This window comes from Nocardioides sp. Soil805, assembly GCF_001429625.1.
Lineage (GTDB): Bacteria > Actinomycetota > Actinomycetes > Propionibacteriales > Nocardioidaceae > Nocardioides.
Genome location: NZ_LMSU01000001.1, coordinates 540,593 through 556,041 on the forward strand (window position 1 = coordinate 540,593; position 15,449 = coordinate 556,041).

The following is a 15,449-nucleotide window of genomic DNA, read 5'->3' on the forward strand; positions in this document are numbered from 1 at the left end:
GTCAGCCGGTCCGATCGGCCCGGTCGTCGTCCGCGGCGCCGCCGGAGTCGCTGGCGTCGCTGGCGTCGCTGGCGTCGCTGGCGTCGTACGACCAGAGGCGGAGCCCGCCCACCTCGAGGAGCCCGGCGCCCGGCGGCACCGGGAGGTCGCCGCCGCCGAGGGCGTCGAGGACCCGCAGCTCGCGGTCCCCCGCCCGGGCCAGGACCCCGTCGCCGGCGACGTCGGCGCAGCCGGCCGGGTCGGTGCGACCCGCACGCATCACCATCGCCCAGGACAGCTCGGTGCTGTCGTCGACGGTGACGACCGGGACGTCGCCCGTCTCGAGACCCGGGTCGGTGGCGGCGACCAGGACCGTCGCCCCGGACACGTGCGCGGCCAGGTCGTCGGTGTGCTCCACGACGGCTCCGAGCCGGGCGACGGCGAGCACGACCACGGTCCCCTCGAAGGCGGGCAGCGGACCCACGGCCACCACGTCACCCACGCCGGTCCCGAACGCGCGCAGCACCCCGGCGAGCGCGCCCACCTCGGTGAGCAGGCGGGCGTACGTCCACGACCGCGCGTCCAGGACGAGCGCGACGTCCTCGGCCCGGCCCCGGATCACGTGGCGGTCCAGCGCGTTGTAGCAGGCGTTGAGGGTGCCGTCGGCCGGTGAGTCGACGGGCTTGCGGAACCAGTCGATCGTGGTGCCGGTGCTCATGGGGGTGCTCACGCCAGCCCGTTGTCGGCCGTCCGCGCCGGCTTGGCCGGGGTGCGCAACCACGCGGTGAAGAACGACGTGAGGTCCTGCCCGCTGGTGGAGGCGGCGAGGGCCTCGAAGTCCTGCGTGGTGCCGTTGGCCCCGCCCCGCTGCTGGAGCCACGTGCGGATGACCGTCCAGAACGCGTCGTCGCCGATCCGCTGGCGCAGCGCCTGCAGCGTCATCGCGCCGCGCTCGTAGACGGCGTCGTCGAAGATCAGGTCCTTGCCGGGGTCGCCGATGGTGACCTCCCAGAACGGGTCCGAGGCGTCGCGGCCGTCGTAGGAGCCGCGCAGGATGTCGGCCGCGCTGCGGGCGCCCTTGCGCTCGGTCCAGCGCCACTCCATGAAGGTCGCCGCGCCCTCGTTGAGCCAGATGTCGCTCCAGCGCGCCACCGCGACGTCGTCACCGAACCACTGGTGGGCGAGCTCGTGGACGATGAGGCCCTCAGCGGGGCCGCCGAGCGTGGGGTAGGTCGGGCGGGTCTGGTTCTCCAGGGCGAAGCCGACCGGCAGTCCGGTGCTGAGCCCGCCGGTCACCTCGAACGGATAGGGCCCGAGGTCCTGGGCGAGCCCGTGCACGACCGAGGCGCTGGTGCGCAGGGCTCGCAGCGAGCCGGCCCGCTGGCGGTCGTCCTGGAGGCGCGAGACCGCGTTGACCCAGGGGATGCCGTGCGTGGTGCCGCGCTCGACCTCGAAGTCGCCGGCCGCGAAGAACGCCAGGTAGGTGGCCATCTGGTCCTCGGCACGCCAGCGCCACGTGACCGTCCGCTCGGTCTTCTTCCTGCTGACCAGGGTGCCGTTGCCGATGACCTCGCGACCGCGCTCGACCGTGGTCGAGACGTCGAAGGTCGCCTTGTCGCTCGGGTGGTCGTTGCCCGGGAACCACCACGGCGCCATGTGCGGCTGGTTCATGGCCACGACCTCGCGGTCGTTGGCCAGCCAGTTGCGCTCCCCGGCGTACTTCTTCCCGTCCGGGTTGCCGGCGTAGGACACCACGACCCGGTGGGTCGAGCCCGCGACCAGCGGGGCGTCGGGGGTGATCCGGAGCTCGTGCTTGTCGGGTCGCGCGTGCTCGGCGCGCGCGCCGTCGACGGTCACCTTGGTCGTCGGCAGCAGGAAGTCGAGGTGGAAGCTGCTGAGGTCGCTGGTCGCGGTCAGCTCCAGGACGGTGCGCCCCTCGAGCCGCTGGGTGGCCAGGTCGTAGCGGTTCCGGATGCGGTACGACGCCACGTCGATGCCGCCGTTGCCGTCCAGCGGCCAGTAGGCGTCGCCGATGCCGCTGCTGCCGACCGCGGCGGACTCCTCGCCGGAGGCGGTGGCCTGGGTGAGCAGGACGGGAGCGACCACGACGGTGGCGAGCAGGGCAGCCGTCGTACGTCGGAGGGTGTGGGTCACCCGTGCAAGGTACCGCTCCGCCGACGAAAACCGGTTGCGTCCGGGGACGGCATCCGCCACGGTTGCGGACGAGGCGCCGCGTCCGGCGCTGACCGCTGCACCACCGTTCGAGAGGAGCCGTGACATGACGACGACTGTCCCCGGCCTGTCCCCAGACCGACTTCCTCACGCACGGAGCACCGATGACACCCGAATTTCCCGAGGGGTTCCTCGCCCCTAGCACCACAGCTCTACCCATCGAAGGCAGGCTCGCCGACGTCGACGAGCAGTTCGTCTTCGACTACGCCGGCTACGCCGACGACCTCCCTCCCGGCCAGCGCTGGTCGCCGTGGGACGACCTCGAGGCCCTGATGAAGGGTCCCGAGCCGCGCCCCGACTGGGTGGTCACCTCCAGCGGTGCGATCGACACCGACCTGGGCATCCTCAAGACCGGCAAGGAGGCCGACGTCTTCCTCGTCGAGCGCGCCGACCCGCACCGGCCCGAGGACGGGGTGGTGATGGCGGCCAAGCGCTACCGCGACACCGACCACCGCACCTTCCACCGCGCCGCGGCCTACACCGAGGGCCGCTCGATGAAGCGGTCCCGCGACAACCGCGCGCTCAAGCGCAAGTCGACGTGGGGGCGGATCGTGGCCGCCGGCGAGTGGGCCACCTCGGAGTGGGGTGCGCTGCGCCGCCTCTGGGAGCTCGGCGTGCCGGTCCCCTACCCGGTGCAGATCGACGAGACCGAGATCATGATGGAGTGGATCACCCACGTCGTCGACGGCGAGGTCCAGACGGCCCCGCGTCTCGCCCAGGTGCGACCCGGGCGGGACCTGCTCGAGTCGTACTTCGAGCAGCTGCGCGACGCGCTGGCCACGATGGCGCAGGCGGGGATCGTGCACGGCGACCTCTCGCCGTACAACACGCTGGCCGCGGGTGAGCGCCTCGTCGTCATCGACCTGCCGCAGATCGTCGACCTGGTGGGCAACCCCCGGGGCATGGACTTCCTGCTCCGCGACTGCACCAACATGTGCCAGTGGTTCCGGGCGCGCGGGCTCGAGGTCGACGAGCAGGAGCTCTTCGGGGACCTCATGGCCCACGCGTTCTGACGGGTCGTCTCCCGGGGCCGGTCCGCCTGCTGGTTGGCTGGCCCCGTGAGGCGCACCCACGGACGCATCGTCGACATCACCACCCTGGCCGACCTGGACGCCCGGCTGGGGCGTGGGGCGCGGTCCCTGGAGGGCTGGCGGGTCGTCGGCGTGGACCTCACCGGGCGCGGCAGCGCGCTGCTCTCGCGCTCGGTGGCGTCGGCGCTGTTCCTCGGCTGCACCTTCGCCGACGGGGACGAGGAGGAGGTACGCCGTCGCGGCGCGGTCGTGCTCCCCGACCTGGCCGCCAGTCCCGTCGACACCTACCGCACGACGCTCTACGCACCCCGCGACCTGTACGACGCCCCGGACTACCGCTCCTCGCTCGACGCCCGGGCCTACGCCTGGTCCCAGCGTCGTACCGACCGGGGCGCCCCCTCCCAGGAGGAGGCGCTCGCCCGCGCCCTGCACGACCACTCCATCGACCAGGCGCTCGCCGCCTGGGTCGACGGCCGGCGGGTCCTCGGGGTGATGGGCGGGCACGCCCTCGAGCGCGGCTCGGCCGGGTACGCCGACGCCGCCCGGCTCGGCCACGCCGTGGGCTCGGCGGTCACGGTGGCGACCGGCGGTGGCCCCGGCGCCATGGAGGCAGCCAACCTCGGGGCCCTGCTCTCCGCCTCGGGCCCCGCTGCCCTGGACCACGCGCTGGAGGTGCTGTCCGCGGTGCCGTCCTTCACCCCGGACGTCGGGGCCTGGGCGCGGGCGGCCTTCAGCGTGGTCGACCGGGTGGGCGAACCGGTCGAGTCGCTCGGCATCCCGACGTGGCACTACGGCCACGAGCCGCCGAACCCGTTCGCCACCGCGATCGCCAAGTACTTCCGCAACGCCACCCGGGAGGCGGTGCTGCTCGAGGTGTGCACCGCGGGGATCGTGTTCCTGCCAGGCGCCGGCGGCACCGTGCAGGAGGTCTTCCAGGACGCCTGCGAGAACTACTACGCCGACGAGTCCTCGATCGCCCCGATGGTGCTCGTCGGGCGCGCGCACTGGACCGAGGCGGTGCCGGCCTGGCCGCTGCTGCGGGCCCTGTCACGAGGACGTGCCATGGAGAAGCACGTGCACCTCGTGGACACGGTCCCCGAGGCCGCCGAGCTCGTCACGTCGTACACCTGACCCCCTCGCCCGCTCGCCCGGGCGCGCCCGCTCGTCGGTCGGCGCTCGGCGCGCTCAGGCCTCGGCGGCGAGCTGACCGCAGGCGCCGTCGATCTCGCGGCCCCGCGTGTCGCGGACGGTCGTCGGGATCCCCTTGGCCTCGAGGCGACGGACGAACTCGCGCTCGTCCTTGGGGTCGCTGGCCGTCCACTTCGAGCCCGGCGTCGGGTTGAGCGGGATCAGGTTGACGTGCACCCAGCCCCAGTCGCCGTACGAGTTGAGGACGTCGCCCAGCAGGTCGGCGCGCCCGGCCTGGTCGTTGATGCCGCGCATCATGGCGTACTCGATGGAGACGCGACGCTTGGTGACGCGGGCGTAGTTCCAGGCCGCCTCGACGGTCTCGGCCACCGAGAAGCGGGTGTTGATCGGCACCAGCTCGTTGCGCAGCTCGTCGTCGGGCGCGTGCAGGCTCAGCGCGAGGGTGACCGGGATGCCCTCCTCGGTCAACTGGTTGATCCGCGGCACCAGGCCGACCGTCGAGACCGTGATCCCGCGCGCGCTCATGCCGAGACCGGCGGGCGAGGGGTCGGTGAGGCGGCGTACGGCGCCGATGACCGCCTTGTAGTTGGCCAGCGGCTCGCCCATCCCCATGAAGACGACGTTGGAGACGCGACCGGGACCGCCGGGTACCTCGCCGCGGGCCATCGACCGGGCACCGGCCACGACCTGCTCGACGATCTCGGCGGTGGACATGTTGCGCTGGAGACCGCCCTGGCCGGTGGCGCAGAACGGGCAGGCCATGCCGCAGCCGGCCTGGGAGGAGACGCAGACCGTCGCGCGGTCGGGGTAGCGCATCAGCACCGACTCGACGAGCGCGCCGTCGAAGAGCCTCCACAGCGTCTTGCGCGTGGTCCCCTTGTCGGCCTCCTGCGTTCGCAGCGGCGTCATCAGGTCGGGCAGCAGCGCGGCCACCAGCTCGTCGCGCTGGGTGGCGGGCAGGTCGGTCATCTCGGCGGGGTCGTCGACGAGGCGGCCGAAGTAGTGCGTGGAGAGCTGCTTGGCCCGGAAGCCGGGCAGGCCCATCTCGGTGAGCAGGTCCTTGCGGCCCGCCTCGTCGAGGTCGGCGAGGTGGCGCGGCGGCTTCTTGCGACCCCGCGGCTCGTTGAAGACGAGCGGGAGGGTCTTGACGGGTTCGGTCTCGGGAGCAGACATCAGGACCCCAGTCTCCCACCCGCGGGGCGGCCCCGGCCAATGCGCGACCGCCCCGGCGGCATCACGTGAGCGGCACCACGTCGGCGGCGCCGAGCCGGGCGGCGTCGGCGGTCTCGTCGTCGGGCATCTGCTGGCTCTCCCGCTCCGCGGCCACCCGGGCCCGGTAGTGCTCGACCTCGATCGCGACCTGCTCCTCGCTCCAGCCGAGCACCGGCGCGACCAGCCGCGCCGCCTCCTCGGCGGTCCCCAGGCCGCGGTCGAAGGTCTCGATCGAGATGCGGGTACGCCGCGTCAGCACGTCGTCGAGGTGCCGGGCGCCCTCGTGGCTGGCGGCGTAGACGACCTCGACGCGCAGGTAGTCGTCGGCGCCGGTCAGCGGCTCCCCCAGCGACGGGTCCTCCGCGACCAGGGCGAGCAGCTCGTGGATCAAGGTGCCGTAGCGCTGCAGCAGGTGCTCGATCCACACGTCGTGCAGGCCCGTGTCGGTGGCCAGGCGGTGCCGAGCGTTCCACAGCGCGTGGTAGCCGTCCGCACCCAGCAGCGGCACCTTCTCGGTGATCGAGGCCGGGATCCGGCGGTCCAGGTCCTCGAGCCCGTCGACCGCCTCGTCGACCACGTCCTTGGCCATCACCCGGTAGGTCGTGTACTTGCCTCCGGCGACGACGACGAGCCCGGGGGCGGGGTGCCCCACGGCGTGCTCGCGGGACAGCTTGGAGGTGGCGTCCGACTCGCCCTCCAGGAGGGGGCGCAGGCCGGCGTACACGCCCTCGACGTCGTCGCGGGTCAGCGGCTGCTCGAGCACCTCGTTGACGTGGTCGAGCAGGTAGTCGATGTCGGCCTCGCTGGCCGCCGGGTGCGCCTTGTCGAGCTCCCAGTCGGTGTCGGTGGTGCCGATGATCCAGTGCCGGCCCCATGGGATGACGAAGAGCACCGACTTCTCGGTGCGCAGGATCAGCCCGACCTCCGAGCGGATCCGGTCCTTGGGCACCACGAGGTGGACGCCCTTGCTGGCCCGCACCTTGAAGACACCGCGCTGACCACCCAGCGACTGCGTCTCGTCGGTCCACACCCCGGTGGCGTTGATGACCTGGCGCGCGCGCACCGTGATGCTGTCGCCGGTCTCGAGGTCGCGGACCACGGCGCCGGTTACCCGCTCCCCCTCACGGGTCAGCTCCACGACGCGTGCCCGGGAAGCCACGTGCGCGCCGTACGCCGCCGCCGTGCGGGCCAGGAACATGGTGTGCCGGGCGTCGTCGACCTGCGCGTCGTAGTAGTGCAGGGCGCCCACCAGCGCGTCCTTGCGCAGCGAGGGCACCAGCCGCCGGGCGCCCCGCCGGGTCAGGTGCTTGTGCAGCGGCACCCCCGCACGCCCCGACACCCGCGCCATCGCGTCGTACAGCGCGACCCCGGAACCGGCGTAGAGCCGCTCCCACCCGCGGTGGCGCAGCGGGTAGAGGAACGGCACCGGGCGCACGAGGTGTGGCGCCAGCTCCTGGATGAGCAGGCCCCGCTCCTTGAGCGCCTCGGCCACCAGCGCGAAGTCGAGCATCTCCAGGTAGCGCAGGCCGCCGTGGATGAGCTTGCTCGACCTGCTCGAGGTGCCGGACGCGAAGTCGCGGGCCTCGACCAGACCCACCCGCAGGCCCCGGGTGGCGGCGTCCAGCGCCGCACCGCCGCCCACCACACCCCCGCCGATCACCAGGACGTCGAGCTCCTCGGTGGCCATAGCGCGCAGCGACGCCTCACGGGACTCAGGGGACAACGGGACGGCGCGCATGGCGGTGCCTTTCTCGGGGGGTGCGGGGGGCTGCGGGGGGTCTGGACGATCAGGCGGTACGTCGGAGGGAGCGGTGGCCCGCCTCAGTCGACGTCCACCCAGTCCAACGTCCTGGTGACGGCTTTCTTCCACTGTGCATGACCGGTGGAGCGCTGCTCCTCGTCCCACTGCGGCGACCAGCGCTTGCCCTCGTTCCAGTTCTTGCGCAGCTCGTCGGTGTTCTGCCAGAAGCCGACGGCGAGGCCGGCGGCGTACGCAGCACCGAGGCAGGTGGTCTCGGCAAGCACCGGGCGACTGACCTCGACGCCGAGGACGTCGGCCTGGATCTGCATGCACAGCTCGTTGGCGGTCACGCCGCCGTCGACCTTGAGCACCTCGAGCTTGACGCCGGAGTCCTGCTCCATCGCGTCGGCGACGTCGCGGCTCTGGTAGCAGATCGCCTCCAGGGTCGCGCGCGCCAGGTGGGCGTTGGTGTTGTAGCGCGACAGGCCCACGATCGCGCCGCGGGCGTCGGAGCGCCAGTACGGAGCGAACAGCCCGGAGAAGGCGGGCACGAAGTACACCCCGCCGTTGTCCTCCACCTGCCGGGCGAGCGACTCGCTCTGCGAGGCGCCGGAGATGATCCCGAGCTGGTCGCGCAGCCACTGCACCGCGGAGCCGGTGACGGCGATGGAGCCCTCCAGCGCGTAGACAGGTGCGTCGTCGCCGAAGCGGTAGCAGACCGTCGTCAGCAGTCCGTTCTTGGAGCGCACCAGCTCGGTGCCGGTGTTGAGCAGCATGAAGTTGCCGGTGCCGTAGGTGTTCTTGGCCTCGCCGGGCTCGAAGCAGACCTGGCCGACGGTGGCGGCCTGCTGGTCGCCGAGGATGCCGGTCAGCGGCACCTCGCCGCGGAAGGGCCCGTCGGCGCGGGTCTTGCCGTAGCCCTCCGGGCAGCTGGAGGACTTGATCTCCGGGAGCATCGCCCGCGGGATGTCGAAGAGGGCGATCAGCTCGTCGTCCCACTCGCAGGTCTCGAGGTCCATCAGCATCGTGCGGCTGGCGTTGGTGACGTCGGTGACGTGGACGCCGCCGTCGACGCCGCCGGTGAGGTTCCAGATCAACCAGGAGTCGGTCGTGCCGAAGATGACGTCGCCCTGCTCGGCGGCCTCGCGCGCCCCGTCGACGTTCTCGAGGATCCACTGGATCTTGCCGCCCGAGAAGTAGGTGGCCGGCGGGAGTCCGGCACGCTCGCGGATGAGGTCGCCGTGGCCGTCGCGCTCGAGCTTGGACGCGATGCGGTCGGTGCGGGTGTCCTGCCACACGATCGCGTTGTAGACCGGGCGGCCGGTCGTCCGGTTCCACACGACGGTGGTCTCGCGCTGGTTGGTGATGCCGACGGCGGCGAGGTCGTCGTGGCTGAGCCCGGCCTTGCGCAGCGCGGTCTGGATCACCGAGCTGGTGCGCTCCCAGATCTCGACGGGGTCGTGCTCCACCCAGCCGGCCTGGGGCATGACCTGCTCGTGCTCGAGCTGGTGGCGGGCGACCTCCTCACCGGCGTGATCGAAGATCATGAAGCGGGTGCTGGTGGTGCCCTGGTCGACGGCTCCGACGTACTCGGCCATGGTGTGCTCCTTCGTGCGGTGGTTGGGCGCTGCTGCGGATGATCGGTGGGCTGGTCCCGGGTGGGCTCAGCGCTGGGTGGTCGGCTCCGTGACGGGCTCGCTGACGACGACGTCCTCCTCCTCGGTGGGCGTGAGGTGCATCCCGATGAGGACCTTGAAGAGGGCACCGCCCACGAGGCCGCCGATGATCGGCGCGACGATGGGGAGCCAGAAGTAGAGGTCGCCGTTCTGGTCGCGCATCGCACCGCCGTACCCGGTGATCAGGGAGGCGAGGCGCGGGCCGAAGTCACGGGCCGGGTTGATCGCGTAGCCGGCGTTGGCGCCCCACGCCATGCCGATCGCGACGACGAGGAGACCGACGACCACGGGGCCGAGGTTGGCCATGGGCGGATTGTTCCACGCGGAGGTCAGGGCGAAGATGACGAAGACGAGGATCGCCGTGCCGACGACCTGGTCGAGGAACGCCGTGGGGATGCTGACGTCGGCCGCCCCGTTGCCCGGGAGGGTCGAGAAGATGCCCTGGGTGGCGATGGTGTGGTCGGGGTCGATGGCGCCGATGAGGTCGGCGTAGGACGCCCGGACGATGAGGGCGGCCACGAAGGCGCCCGCGGTCTGGGCCAGGACGTACGGCGCCACCTTGCGCCACTCGAACTCGGTGAACGCCGCGAGCGCGATGCTGACGGCGGGGTTGAGGTGGGCCCCCGAGAGGCGGGCCGCGACGTAGACGCCGAGCGTCACGCCCAGGCCCCAGGCCCAGGCGATCGAGTCGTGGTCCCCGAGGCTTCCGTCCTCGCTGGTGACGACCTGGGCTACGACGCCCACGCCGAACAGGATCAAGATCATGGTGCCCGCGAACTCGGCGCACATCTCGCCGGCGAGCTGCTTCCCCTTGCTGGTCATGCGACTGCTCCTTCGTGGTGGGCTGGCGCTTGTGGCGCCCGTCACACGGTGCCGTCGCGAGCCCCGGAACGCCACGTCACCCGTTCGACCATCTCGAACGATGGCGCGACGATGTCGAACGCTGCGCCCATGGCGCGAGGCGGGCGCAGCACCTACGGTCAGCGGGTGCCCGGAACCATCCAGTCCATCGAGCGCGCCGCCGCCGTCCTGCACCTGCTGGGCGCCGTGCCCGACCCGGTGCCGCTCGGGGAGCTGGCACGGATGCTGGACCTCCCCAAGACCACCGCCCACGGCATCGTCCGCACGCTGTGCGACGTGGGCTTCGTGGACCAGGACCCCGACACCGGTCGCTACTCCCTCGGGTCGGGCCTGGCCACCCTGGGCCAGCACGTCGACCCGCACCTGATCCGCTCGCGCGCCACCAACTGGGCCGACGGGCTCGCCGCGCGCACCGGTCTGGAGGTGCAGCTCGCCGTCCTGCGGGGGCCCTCGGTCGAGCTCATCGCACACGTCTTCCGTCCCGACGGCTCACCCCAGCGGCTGCGGGTCGGAGAGCTCCAGCCCGCGCACGCCACGGCACTGGGGCACGTGCTGCTCGCCTGGTCGCCGGTCGCCACCCGGCTGCACGACCTGGTGCTGACGTCGTACGCCCCGGGGACGCCCACCACCGCCACGACCCTGGCCCGGGCGCTCCAGCGGGCACGGCGCCAGGGCTGGGCCAGCCTGGACGCCGGCGTGCTGCCGGGCACGGCCGCGCTGGCCGCGCCGATCTGCCACCGCGTCGGGGTCGGCGTCGGGGCGATGGCGGTCGTCGGGCCCCGCGACCAGGTGCTGCAGGCGTCCGGCGAGCCGCACGAGGGACTCGCCGAACAGGTCGTCGCCGCCGCCCAGGCCACGGCCAGCACCCTTCAGGACCGCCTGTGAAGGGCCGCTACGTGGCGGCGATCGACCAGGGCACGACGTCGACGCGCTGCCTCGTCTTCGACCACGCGGGCCGCATGGTGTCGGTGGCCCAGCACGAGCACTCCCAGCTCTTCCCGGAGCCCGGGTGGGCCGAGCACGACGCCACGGAGATCTGGGCCAACACCCTGCGGGTGCTGCCCGAGGCCCTGGCGGTCGCGGGGCTGGACGTGTCCGACATCGCCGGCGTGGGCATCGCCAACCAGCGCGAGACCACCGTCGTGTGGGACCGGGCCACCGGTCGCCCCGTCGCCCCGGCCATCACCTGGCAGGACACCCGCTCCCGCGAGATCGTCGCCCAGCTGGACGACGGGCCGCACGCCAGCCTCTTCGAGGAGGTGTGCGGCATCGCCCCGGCCGGGTACTTCGCGGCCCCGCGGCTGCGGTGGCTGCTCGACCACGTGCCGGGGCTGCAGCGCCGCGCCCGCACCGGCGAGCTCGCCTTCGGGACCATGGAGACGTGGCTGATCTGGAACCTGACCGGCGGTCCGGACGGCGGCGTCCACGTCACCGACGCCACGAACGCCAGCCGCACGATGCTGATGGACATCCGCAGCCTGTCCTGGGATCAGCGGCTGCTCGACCTGCTCGACATCCCGTCCGAGCTGTTGCCGGAGATCCGGCCCAACGTGGAGGTCTACGGCACCTGCGCGGTGGGCCTGCCGGGCGTGCCGATCGGCGGCGCCTTCGGCGACCAGCAGGCCGCCCTGTTCGGCCAGACCTGCTTCTCCGCCGGCGAGGCGAAGTGCACCTACGGCACCGGCGCCTTCCTGCTCATGAACACCGGCGAGTCCCTGACGCCCTCCTCGCGCGGGCTCCTGTCCACCGTCGCCTACTCGCTGCCGGGAGCGGCGCCCCAGTACGCCGCCGAGGGCTCCATCGCGGTGGCCGGCGCCCTGGTCCAGTGGTTCCGCGACGCGCTCGAGATGATCAGCTCGGCCCCGGAGATCGAGACGCTCGCCCGGCGCGTCGAGGACAACGGCGGGTGCTACATCGTCCCGGCCTTCGCCGGGCTCTTCACCCCGCACTGGCAGCCCGACGCCCGTGGCGTGATGGTCGGGCTGACGTCGTACGTCACCCGGGCGCACCTCGCACGAGCCGTGCTCGAGGCCACCGCGTGGCAGAGCTGCGAGGTCGTGGAGGCGATGAACGCCGACACCGGGACGGCGCTGACCACCGTGCGCGTCGACGGCGGGATGACGTCCAACCACCTGCTGATGCAGATGGTCGCCGACGTGCTGGCGGTCCCGGTGGAGCGTCCGCTGGTGTCGGAGTCGGTGTCGCTGGGAGCCGCGTACGCCGCCGGGCTGGCCGTCGGCTACTGGCCGGACCTGGAGGGCCTGCGCGCCAACTGGCGGCGTGCCGCGGTGTGGGAGCCGGGGATGAGCGACGCGACGCGCCGACGCGGTCGCGCGGAGTGGGCCAGGGCCGTGGAGAGCACCCTGCGCTGGGCCGAGCAGCCCTGACGCGGGCCGTGCGTCAGGTCACGTCGTACTGGACCATGAACCACAGCACCAGCGACGTCACGCCGAGCACGACCAGCGCCGTCACGACCATCCCGATCACCATGTAGATCGCGAAGCGGCGCGTCTTGCGCTTGACGAGCAGCACGACCGGCAGCACGAGGGCGACCAGGACGAGGGGGAACAGGTCGCGGGCGCGCTCGTCGGAGAACGTCAGGCGCAGCGCGCCGGCGAAGGCGCCCGGCAGGGCGGTGACGAACAGCATGCCGGCGAAGAAGCCGGTGATCCCCGCGAAGGTCGGGTGGCTGCGGTGCCACCACCCGCGGTCGTCGGCCGGCTCGACCAGGGGTTGCGTCTCGGTCGTCTCCGGGGTGCTCATGCGCTCATCGTAGGACGGCGGGGACCTCGATCAGGTCGGGCATGCCGAGGGACGCCCACCTCGTGAGGTCGGGGTCACGGCCGGTCAGCTCGGCCACGAGCAGGGTCCACGCGGTGCCGTGCCCGACGAGCACCACGTCGGTGGCTGCCCCGGTCGTCCCCGGCGGGTCGACGTGCACGTCGAGGATCCGGCGTACGGCGGGCAGCAGCCGCTCCCGGCACGCGTCCAGTGGCTCCCAGCCCGGGGCCGCGGGCGTCGACGGGTCGGCGAAGGCGGCCCGGACGCGCTCGGGGAAGTCGTCGAGCCACCCCGCGGCCCGCTCGTGCTCGCGCAGCTCCTCGACGATCCCGACGTCCCCGTCGGTGAGCAGCTGGGCGGTCTGCTGCGCCTTCGGCTCGGGTGAGCAGAACCACGCGGCCCGCGCCGGGAGCCGCCCCGACTCGCGCAGCGCCCACACGGCGTCGAAGCCGGCGGGGTCGAGGTCCCACTCGCTGGCCGGACGGGCCGGGTCCGCGAGCGAGAGGCCGTGGCGGACGAGGAAGAGGGTCACAGGAACTCCCGGGCGCCGCGCAGTCGGGTCCGGAGCACCTCGGCGGCCAGCGAGGAGTCCAGTCGTACGTCGATCGGTCCCGGCACGCCCGTCGCCGCACGGCTGCCGCCCCGCAGCGCCTGCACGTCCAGGCCGTCGCGGCGCGCGATGAGCCGTCCGAGCTCGAGCCGGCTCGTCGCGTCGGCGCCGGCGACGTGGAGGACACCGGCGACGTCGTGGGCCGCGAGCTCGACCAGCGCTGCGGCCAGGTCGCCGACGTGGACCGGACAGCGCATCTCGTCCTCGAAGAGCGCCCCCTCTTCTCCCCCGGCCAGCCGGTGCACCAGCCCCTCGTGCTTCGAGCGGCCGTCGCCCAGGACGAGCGAGGTGCGGGCCACCACCGCGTCAGGGCACACCGCGAGCACGGTGGTCTCGGCGGCGGCCTTGGCGGCGCCGTAGGCCGTGATCGGGTCGGGCGGCGCGGACTCGGCGTACACGCCGTCCGCACCGGAGAAGACGGCATCGCTGGAGACCAGCACCATCCGGGCGCCCTGCCGTGCCGCGGCGACGGCGAGGTGGGCGCTGCCGGTGGCGGTGACGTGCCAGTCGGCCTGGACGTAGGCGGTGTGGACGACCGCGTCCGGACGGACCCGGGCGACCAGGGCGTCGACGGCGGCGGCGTCGCGGACGTCGGCGTCCGCCGTGCCCACCGGTACGACGTCGTGCCCGGCCGCCCGGGCCGCGTCGACCACGTGCCCGCCCAGGTAGCCGTGGCGGCCACCCGTCACCATCAGGCGCACGTCAACGGCCCCTCAGAAGACGAGGTAGTGCAGCAGCAGCCAGATCGGCGCGACCGTGGCCAGCAGGGAGTCGAGCCGGTCCATCAGGCCGCCGTGGCCGGGGATGACGTGGCTCATGTCCTTGATGCCGAGGTCGCGCTTGATCACCGACTCGCACAGGTCCCCCAGCGTCGCCATCACCGCAGCGATCAGGCCCAGCGCGACGCCGACCCACCAGTCGCCGTCGAGGAGGTAGACGACCAGCGCCGCCCCTGCGGCGATGCAGAAGACCAGCGAGCCGACGAACCCCTCCCACGACTTCTTGGGCGAGATGACCGGCGCCATCGGGTGCCGGCCGAAGAGCACGCCGGCGATGTAGCCGCCGATGTCGGAGGCGATGGTGACCAGGATGAAGGTGACGATCCCCTTGACGCCCTCGTCGAAGCGAGCGAAGCCGGTGGACCCGCCCTCGGCGAGCAGCAGGGCGACGAAGGACCCCAGGAACGGCACGTAGACCAGCGTGAAGACGGCGGCGGTGGCGTTCTTGACGTAGCCGTCGATGCCGCGCTGGAGCAGCCACAACATGATCACCAGCGCCGTGACCGCCGTGGCGGTCACCAGCGCGGGCGCGCCCCAGAAGTAGGCGACGACGACCATGACCACGCCGCCCACCATGAGCGGCTGCTCGGGCAGGTCGATGTCCTTGGCGCGCATCCCCTTGCGCAGCTCCCACACGGCGACCACGACGGCGGCCGCCACGATCGCCATGAAGGCGGTCTTCCAGACCGCGAGCGAGACGGCGATGGCCACCAGCAGCACCACGGCGGAGCCGATCGCGGCCGGCAGGTTGCGACCGGCGCGGCCGTGGTCCTTGGGGGGTGGTGCGGTGGAGGGGGGCATGGTCGGGGACGCCATCAGACCTCGAGCAGCTCGGCTTCCTTGTTCTTGAGCATCTCGTCGATCGCGTCGGTGTGCTTCTTGGTGGTCACGTCGAGCTTCTTCTCGCCGCCGGTGACGTCGTCCTTGCCGACCTCGCCGTCCTTCTCGAGCTTCTCCATGCCCTGCTTGGCCGTGCGGCGCAGGTTGCGGACCGCGACGCGGCCGTCCTCGGCCTTGGCGCGCGCGAGCTTGATGTACTCCTTGCGGCGCTCCTCGGTCAGCTCGGGGAAGCCGCAGCGCAGAACCTTGCCGTCGTTGGCGGGGTTGACGCCGAGGTCGGAGTCACGGATCGCCCGCTCGATGTTGCCCATCGCGCCGATGTCGTAGGGCGAGATCAGGATGGTGCGCGCGTCCTGGGAGGTGAACGACGCGAGCTGCTGGATCGGCGTCGGCGTGCCGTAGTAGTCCACGACGATCTTGTTGAACATGTTGGGGTGGGCGCGGCCGGCACGGATCGCGGCGAACTCCTCGCGGGTCGCCTCGACCGACTTGCCCATCTTCTGGTCGGCCTCGTTGAGGACGTCGTTGATCACGTGCTGGCTCCTGCCGTCGGTGTGA

General features: G+C 72.5%; 15 protein-coding genes. 4 read left to right on the plus strand and 11 right to left on the minus strand.

The features are described from left to right. Position 1: 1 nt before the first annotated feature. Positions 2 to 709 carry an AMP-binding protein gene (locus tag ASG94_RS02700; RefSeq protein ID WP_056924878.1) on the minus strand — a complete coding sequence of 236 codons (708 nt, stop codon included), beginning with the start codon at positions 707 to 709 and terminating at the stop codon, positions 2 to 4. Further along, a complete protein-coding gene (locus ASG94_RS02705) occupies positions 706 to 2,133 on the minus strand; it encodes a M1 family metallopeptidase (RefSeq protein WP_056924879.1) in 1,428 nt (475 codons plus the stop codon). The genes ASG94_RS02700 and ASG94_RS02705 overlap by 4 nt, the downstream gene beginning before the upstream one ends. 182 nt (positions 2,134 to 2,315) lie before the next feature. On the opposite strand from ASG94_RS02705, the gene ASG94_RS02710 reads away from it, so the two are divergent. Beyond that, a complete protein-coding gene (locus ASG94_RS02710; protein ID WP_082623886.1) occupies positions 2,316 to 3,224 on the plus strand; it encodes a serine protein kinase RIO in 909 nt (302 codons plus the stop codon). Positions 3,225 to 3,269: 45 nt separating this feature from the next. Next, entirely contained in the window at positions 3,270 to 4,373 is a 1,104-nt protein-coding gene (locus tag ASG94_RS02715; protein WP_056924880.1) for an LOG family protein, read from the plus strand. A gap of 54 nt (positions 4,374 to 4,427) precedes the next feature. On the opposite strand, the gene rlmN is transcribed toward ASG94_RS02715, so the two are convergent. The 4 genes from rlmN to ASG94_RS02735 all read right to left on the minus strand — a co-directional run bounded on the left by rlmN (position 4,428) and on the right by ASG94_RS02735 (position 9,842). Next, a complete protein-coding gene (gene rlmN / locus ASG94_RS02720) occupies positions 4,428 to 5,564 on the minus strand; it encodes a 23S rRNA (adenine(2503)-C(2))-methyltransferase RlmN (RefSeq protein WP_056924881.1) in 1,137 nt (378 codons plus the stop codon). Between the two features lie 61 nt (positions 5,565 to 5,625). Continuing rightward, positions 5,626 to 7,341 carry a glycerol-3-phosphate dehydrogenase/oxidase gene (locus ASG94_RS02725; RefSeq protein ID WP_056924882.1) on the minus strand — a complete coding sequence of 572 codons (1,716 nt, stop codon included), beginning with the start codon at positions 7,339 to 7,341 and terminating at the stop codon, positions 5,626 to 5,628. A gap of 83 nt (positions 7,342 to 7,424) precedes the next feature. Continuing rightward, complete coding sequence (gene glpK / locus ASG94_RS02730; RefSeq protein ID WP_056924883.1) at positions 7,425 to 8,942, minus strand: glycerol kinase GlpK; 1,518 nt, start codon at positions 8,940 to 8,942, stop codon at positions 7,425 to 7,427. A 66-nt stretch (positions 8,943 to 9,008) separates the two neighbouring features. Then, entirely contained in the window at positions 9,009 to 9,842 is an 834-nt protein-coding gene (locus ASG94_RS02735) for an MIP/aquaporin family protein (protein WP_056924884.1), read from the minus strand. A 165-nt stretch (positions 9,843 to 10,007) separates the two neighbouring features. Between ASG94_RS02735 and ASG94_RS02740 the strand changes: the two genes are divergently transcribed. Next, complete coding sequence (locus ASG94_RS02740; RefSeq protein ID WP_082624058.1) at positions 10,008 to 10,766, plus strand: IclR family transcriptional regulator; 759 nt, start codon at positions 10,008 to 10,010, stop codon at positions 10,764 to 10,766. Further along, a complete protein-coding gene (glpK, locus tag ASG94_RS02745; protein WP_056924886.1) occupies positions 10,763 to 12,268 on the plus strand; it encodes a glycerol kinase GlpK in 1,506 nt (501 codons plus the stop codon). Before ASG94_RS02740 ends, glpK (ASG94_RS02745) begins: the two co-directional genes overlap by 4 nt. Before the next feature lie 13 nt (positions 12,269 to 12,281). On the opposite strand, the gene ASG94_RS02750 is transcribed toward glpK (ASG94_RS02745), so the two are convergent. From ASG94_RS02750 to frr, 5 genes are read right to left on the minus strand one after another with little or no spacing between them, the layout of a single operon-like run. Next, positions 12,282 to 12,644, minus strand: a complete 363-nt coding sequence (locus ASG94_RS02750) for a hypothetical protein (RefSeq protein ID WP_056924887.1) — start codon at positions 12,642 to 12,644, stop codon at positions 12,282 to 12,284. A gap of 4 nt (positions 12,645 to 12,648) precedes the next feature. Then, a complete protein-coding gene (locus ASG94_RS02755) occupies positions 12,649 to 13,194 on the minus strand; it encodes a histidine phosphatase family protein (protein WP_056924888.1) in 546 nt (181 codons plus the stop codon). Next, complete coding sequence (locus tag ASG94_RS02760; RefSeq protein ID WP_235537209.1) at positions 13,191 to 13,964, minus strand: sugar nucleotide-binding protein; 774 nt, start codon at positions 13,962 to 13,964, stop codon at positions 13,191 to 13,193. Before ASG94_RS02760 ends, ASG94_RS02755 begins: the two co-directional genes overlap by 4 nt. Before the next feature lie 21 nt (positions 13,965 to 13,985). After that, entirely contained in the window at positions 13,986 to 14,852 is an 867-nt protein-coding gene (locus tag ASG94_RS02765; protein ID WP_235537102.1) for a phosphatidate cytidylyltransferase, read from the minus strand. Between the two features lie 14 nt (positions 14,853 to 14,866). Then, positions 14,867 to 15,421, minus strand: a complete 555-nt coding sequence (gene frr, locus ASG94_RS02770; protein ID WP_200958061.1) for a ribosome recycling factor — start codon at positions 15,419 to 15,421, stop codon at positions 14,867 to 14,869. Positions 15,422 to 15,449: the final 28 nt, after the last annotated feature.